Raw genomic sequence first — 6,412 nt, forward strand, 5'->3', positions numbered from 1 at the left:
CCTACTGCACCAGTTCTTCCAATTTTCCGAAGGTATAACCCATTTCTTCCCATTTTGTGAGCAGTTCATCCAGAATCTCCCCATTGGTCTTCGAGGTATTATGTAACAGCACCACCGCTCCGGGGTGGATCCTGCCTGTCAGTTTGGAAAAAGCTTCCTCGTGGCTGGGCTGGGCATCCACGTTCCAGTCCACATATGCCAGACTCCAGAAAAAAGTGGAATACCCCAGATCCTTTGCCATCTGCAGATTCGTCTCACTGTATTTTCCCCGGGGCGGCCGGTAGTACATCGCCATCTCCGTTCCGGTGGTCTCCTGAAAAAGAGTTCTCACGTCATCCATTTCCTTCCGGAAAACCGCCGGATCAGAAATTTTCGACATGTCATAATGATGATAGGTATGGTTTCCCACAGTATGTCCGTCCTCCACCATGCGCTTCACCATCTCCGGCGCCGACTCCAGAAAATGTCCTACCACAAAAAAGGTCGCCGGTGCATTATGCATTTTCAATGCATCCAATATAGCGGAACTATTACCGTTCTCATAGCCGCAATCAAAAGTGAGATATATCTTTTTCTCCTCCGCATCTCCTACATAATAGGCATTGTACTCTTTTAGTTCTTCCGCAGATGCCGTGCCGGTGGGCTGCGTTCCTTCCGTTCCGAATCCCAGTCCCCAGTTCTCTGCTGAAAGTACCTCCTGCGTATTCTCCAATGCACTCCCCGCCGTCTCCCGGATGCTCATCTCCCGCTGAAGATGCAGTCCGAAAGCAATGGCCCCAATGCTTCTTCCGAGGAAAAACATTGCCAGCAAAAAAACACACAGCATCAACCCGTTCTTACAATGCTTCTTCACCATTGCCGCTCCATCTTTTCCGAATTCCCATACTTTTGTGAAAATAGACTGTTCCCACATCGTACGATCCCCTGCCGGTATTTCTACCTTCTTTTTCCTGATATTCACAATATTCTATGTGATACAGCTTTTCCCTTATGCCACGGATCAGTTCTGCGGAAATGCACGGAGAGATCACCTGTTGTATATATTATAAAAATGAATTCTTCGGAGCACCGCCCATGGACTGCAAAGAAATGATCCTGTCAGAGGACACTTATGACATTATCACAGACTTTTCCGCATCGGAATTTCTGGGAGATGACAATAATTGTTATGAACGCATCGGAGAAGATTTTTTGATTTTGTATCTGGGCAATCTGGGAATCCGCAATCCGAAAATTGATTTTTTCCCCTATCACAATATGCCGAAGCTTTATGGGCTCATGCAGCTATCTCCCTCCGGTGAGACGCCACCCGGTGTCGCTCCCTTTGATCCGGCAGACCTGATCGCCAGTGGGATCACCCAGGTACAGCGTCCGCCCCTAAGTCTCACGGGGCAGGGTGTGATCCTGTGTTTTATCGATACCGGGATTGATTACCAAAATCCTGTGTTTCTGGACGAGAACGGCAATAGCCGCATCCTGGCGATCTGGGATCAGACGGTTCAGACCGGAGCGCCCCCTGATGGGTTAAAATATGGTTCTGAATACCGCAGAGAGGATATTAACCTGGCGTTGCGTTCCGAGGATCCTTATTCCATCGTTCCCTCCAGGGACGAAAACGGACACGGCAGTATCCTCGCCGGAGTCGCAGCCGGCAGTGTCGTCAGACAAGGCAATCCTTATATCGGTGCTGCACCGGGTGCCGACATCGTCGTGGTGAAGCTCAAGGAATGTAAGCAATATCTGCGCAGCTTTTATCTGGTGCCCGAGGGTGTTCCCGCCTATCAGGAAAATGATATTATGCTGGGCATCAAATACGCGGAATCCTTCGTTCGGCTCTTCGAGCGTCCGGTAGTCATCTGTCTGGGTCTGGGAACCAACCAGGGAGATCACGCGGGCAATTCCTCCCTGTCACGGTATCTCTCTTCCCTCGCTGTCCGCAGGAGCCGTGCCGCCATCGTCTGCGGGGGAAATGAAGGGAACGCCTCCCACCATTACCATGGAAGATTAAGCACTCAGACATCGGAGGAATCTTCCCGTGATGTGGAGATCCGGGTCAGTGAAGGCTGTATCGGATTCTGGCTGGAGCTTTGGGGTGCTCTGCCGGATGCTTTTAATCTGAACATCCGCACTCCCGGTGGGGAAAATATTCCCGAACTGCGCCTTGGGTTGCAGCAAAGCGTGACCTATTCCTTTATCTACGAAAAAAGCAGAGTCACTATCGACTCTGCTCTTGTGGAAGAAAATTCCGGCGAAGAACTGATCCTTGTACGCATCCAGGATCCTACCCCCGGTATCTGGACCTTTCGTGTCTCTGCTTCCGGTAGTTTATATAACGGTAATTTTCACATGTGGCTGCCTATCACAGAATTTCTGTCTACTCCGGTATATTTTCTCAATCCGGATCCCGACATGACTCTGACCGAGCCATCGATGGCTCCGGAGGTTCTGAGCGTTTCTACTTACAACGCAGAAAACAACAGTTTTTACGCAGAATCCGGCAGAGGCTTTGGGCGCACCGGGCAGATCCGGCCGGACTTATCCGCTCCCGGAGTCAATATCTCTACCATTGACGGACGCCGTACGGGAAGCAGCATGGCTGCCGCTATCACTGCCGGAGCTGTGGCTCAGTTTTTCCAATGGTCAGTCATTGAAGGCAATAACCGGCTGGCGGAAAGCCGGGAGATCCGCAGTTATTTCATACGCGGTGCCGTGCGTACACAGGGTCTGAACTACCCCAACCGGGAATGGGGCTACGGCAGGCTGAATTTAGAGGAGACCTTCAATGCCCTGCTCCGGGTATGACTATATGATCTCCTGCAGGGCATAGACCGGCTGCACACTGCAGACACCGTTAATCTTACGCACGCCGCGCTCCAGTTTTTCCAGTTCCTTTTCCGAGGTCACATCCGCTTTTACGAGGAAATCATATTCCCCCTCTACCTGATAGCAGGATGTGACTTCCGGTTGCTGTCGCATTCTTTCCATAAATCCCGCATGATATTTTTTATGCTGTACCGTTACCTCTAAAAATACCTCCATAAGCCACCTCTCTTCTCAAATCTTTTACTTGATCACCGAATAAAAAACGCTTGATGATGTATCTTCGTCAAATACAGCCTCCTGTGCAGGCACAAATCCGTGTTTGACTCATTGTATACATAAAAAGAGGAAAGACACCGTACACACGATATCTTTCCTCTTTGAAAGTGATTGCATCATACCATATTCTTTCTATACTTACAAGTCGTCTGATAAATCTTATCAGAATTTTAATATTTCGGACAATACTTTCTGCCGATTTGTACGCTATAAGCCTATTTTACATCCGCTTTGGAAAAAATTCTGGCATACCCATAGGACAGCGGACGGTCCGTCATGTCCGCAAACCGCAGAGGGAAATTCTCCTTTTCCTCCATGCGGTTCGGGCAGTCTCTCCTGCCGCACCCCAGACAGATTCCGGCACATTTGGTAAAAGGATCCTTTGTCAGTTCCGCATAAAATACCACACTTTTCTTCGGGATCATACAATACGCTGCATTACAGGTAACCGGCAATGCAAGCTCCTGCAGAAGCATGGGAAGGTTCGCCAGCCGCAGCAGACTGCTTATTTTTTGTTCTGAAGTCTCAGAAATCTCCCCACCTAAAAAATGCAGTCTGGCAACATGCAGATTCCGATGCACAACCAGCCACTCTGTATAAGCCCGGTAGCTTTCTAATAATAATTCACTGGACAGTACTTCGATCATATAACTCTCTGTCAGAAATCCGTTCTGCAAATACTTTTCCTGCAGTGCATCGATCCCTTTTCCCAGAGTAATGCCTACAGCCAAAAAAGACTGATCCCTCCCGGGAAAAGTCTCTTGGATTTCTCTGTCCTGCCATCCCGCTTCTGTCTCCAGGCAGGGGATCATCTCACCTGCCAGCCTCTTCAGATTGGGATATTCTTCCGGATCATAATGATATTTTTTCATAACACTGTACAGGAATTGTTCATCCCTGCACAGTGCTGTAATTTCTGAAAAAAAAGTCTGCATGTCCACCTGTTCTCCCGGAATACCGGTGATCTCATGACGCAGGCATATTTTGCCTGCATCCGGTTAATTGTTTTTAATGCGCAGGCATCTGATGGCATTGAGCACAGCCAGTACCATAACTCCTACGTCTGCGAAGATAGCAACCCACATGTTGGCGATACCCAGCGCACCCAGGATCAGGCAGATGGCCTTAACTGCCAGCGCAAATACGATGTTCTCGTAAACGATGCGCAGACATTTCCGGGAAATCCGCATAGCCAGAGCGATCTTGGCAGGATTGTCATCCATCAGAACCACATCCGCTGCCTCAATGGCCGCATCTGAGCCAAGGGCTCCCATGGCGATACCGATATCCGCACGGGAAAGTACCGGTGCATCGTTGATACCGTCACCCACGAATGCCAGTTTTTCCTTCTCGCTCTTGTCCTGCAACAGCTTCTCCACGCAGCTTACCTTGTCTGCGGGAAGCAGTTCACTGTGTACCTCATCCAATTTTAACTCACCGGCCACATGTTCTGCAACTGTTTTGCTGTCACCGGTCAGCATAACGCATTTCTTCACACCGGAATTCTTCAGAGATGCAATGGCTTCCTTCGCACCATCCTTGATCACATCAGAGATCAGGATGTATCCGGCATATTTTCCGTCTACCGCTACATGTACCACTGTACCGACACCGGTATTTTCCGTATAGGACAGATTCAGGCTCTTCATCAGTTTCGCATTACCGGCCGCTACCTGCTTGCCATTTACTTTGGCAGTAACGCCGTGTCCGCTGATTTCTTCCACATCACTGACGTTGGACGCCTCCAGCTCCTTGCCGTAAGAAATCTTCAGGCTCTTGCTGATGGGATGGTTGGAATAGCTCTCCGCATATGCAGCATACTCAAGCAGTTCATCCTCTGTGAAATCTCTGCCGGGGTAAATACCCGTCACATCGAATACACCCTTGGTCAGAGTACCGGTCTTGTCAAATACCACATATTTGGTCTCAGACAGCGCTTCCAGATAATTGGACCCCTTCACCAGAATACCACAGGCACTTGCTGCTCCGATTCCTCCGAAGAAAGAAAGGGGAATGGAAATGACCAGTGCACAAGGGCAGCTGATTACCAGGAAAGTCAGGGCACGAATGATCCACGTGCTCCAGGCTGCCGGATTGCCCATGATCAGGTTGATCACAGGAGGCAGGATGGCCAGTGCCAGAGCACTGTAGCAGACTGCCGGGGTATAATATCTTGCGAACTTCGTAATAAAGTTCTCAGACTTGGACTTCTTCATACTGGAATTCTCTACCAGATCCAGAATCTTGGATACGGTGGATTCTCCAAATTCCTTGGTGGTACGGATCTTAAGTAATCCGGTCAGGTTCACACAGCCGCTGATCACATCCTGATCCACTGTGATCTCTCTGGGGACGCTTTCACCGGTCAGGGCACTGGTATTCAGTGTGGATGTACCTTCCACTACCACACCATCGATAGGAACCTTTTCACCGGGACGTACCACAATCACGGTTCCGATCTCTACATCATCGGGATCTACCTGCTCTAAGCTGCCGTCCTCTGCCTCAATGTTGGCATAATCCGGGCGGATATCCATCAGGGCGCTGATGTTCTGACGGCTCTTGCCCACAGCTACCGCCTGGAACAGTTCACCGATCTGGTAGAACAGCATAACGGCCACGCCTTCGGAATACTCTCCCAGTCCCATGGCACCTACGGTAGCTACCGCCATCAGGAAATTCTCATCAAACACTTCACCGTGCATAATGCCCAGAACGGCTTTTCTGAGAATATCATAGCCGATCACCGCATAAGGAATCAGGTACAGCAGTCCCAGCCAGATCCCTTCCAGAGGTACAAAATGCAAAATAATTAACAGTACTGCCGCCACAATGATGCGGACCAGTACTTTTTTCTGTTTCTTAGTCATAGCTTCCTCTTTTCCGAGAGCATCCTATAAATAGATCTCGCAGTCATCCTCTACTCTCTTGCAGGCTTTTACCACGTTCTCCATAACGGCCTTCTCATCGCTGCCATCGGCAAATTCCACCTTCATCTTCTGGGTCATGAAGCTGACGGTTGCATCGGTAACACCCTCTACCTTCTTCGCTGCATCCTCCATCTTCAGAGCACAAGCTGCACAGTCTACTTCGATCTTGTAAGTTTTCTTCATGGTAATATCCTCCTCTTTCTCCATTCGCATTTTTTGTTTAGTTGCTAATGATTTGCATTTAGTTTTAATATTCATTCATATGAACCACTGTTCATATGTTTATATTACCATATGCCTGGAAAAAGTCAATACTGTTTTTAAATGTTTTGTAAATTGAGAGTTAGTAAAGAAATGCTATCAAATCCCCGTAGCCCTTGGCA

General features: G+C 48.9%; 6 protein-coding genes. 1 reads left to right on the forward strand and 5 read right to left on the reverse strand.

The features are described from left to right. Position 1: 1 nt before the first annotated feature. Entirely contained in the window at positions 2–913 is a 912-nt protein-coding gene (locus DWZ61_RS12065) for a polysaccharide deacetylase family protein (RefSeq protein WP_243026399.1), read from the reverse strand. 161 nt (positions 914–1,074) lie between these two features. Here DWZ61_RS12065 and DWZ61_RS12070 point away from each other — a divergent pair, with 161 nt between their 5' ends. After that, complete coding sequence (locus DWZ61_RS12070) at positions 1,075–2,802, forward strand: S8 family peptidase (protein WP_182427068.1); 1,728 nt, start codon at positions 1,075–1,077, stop codon at positions 2,800–2,802. Here the strand turns inward: DWZ61_RS12070 and DWZ61_RS12075 are convergent, their stop codons facing one another. The 4 genes from DWZ61_RS12075 to DWZ61_RS12090 form a co-directional block, all read right to left on the reverse strand. After that, positions 2,803–3,039: an Lrp/AsnC ligand binding domain-containing protein gene (locus DWZ61_RS12075; protein WP_117467568.1), complete on the reverse strand. Its 237-nt coding sequence runs from the start codon at positions 3,037–3,039 to the stop codon at positions 2,803–2,805. A 275-nt stretch (positions 3,040–3,314) separates the two neighbouring features. Further along, complete coding sequence (locus DWZ61_RS12080; protein ID WP_117467566.1) at positions 3,315–4,034, reverse strand: hypothetical protein; 720 nt, start codon at positions 4,032–4,034, stop codon at positions 3,315–3,317. A gap of 63 nt (positions 4,035–4,097) precedes the next feature. Further along, positions 4,098–5,969, reverse strand: coding sequence for a heavy metal translocating P-type ATPase (locus tag DWZ61_RS12085; RefSeq protein ID WP_117467564.1), 1,872 nt, complete (start codon positions 5,967–5,969; stop codon positions 4,098–4,100). Positions 5,970–5,993: 24 nt separating this feature from the next. Beyond that, on the reverse strand, positions 5,994–6,212 hold the full coding sequence (locus DWZ61_RS12090; RefSeq protein ID WP_117467562.1) for a cation transporter: 219 nt from the start codon (positions 6,210–6,212) through the stop codon (positions 5,994–5,996). Positions 6,213–6,412 lie beyond the last annotated feature (200 nt).

Origin of the sequence: Clostridium sp. AF34-10BH, from assembly GCF_003478095.1 — a bacterium.
Taxonomy (GTDB): domain Bacteria; phylum Bacillota; class Clostridia; order Lachnospirales; family Lachnospiraceae; genus Acetatifactor; species Acetatifactor acetigignens.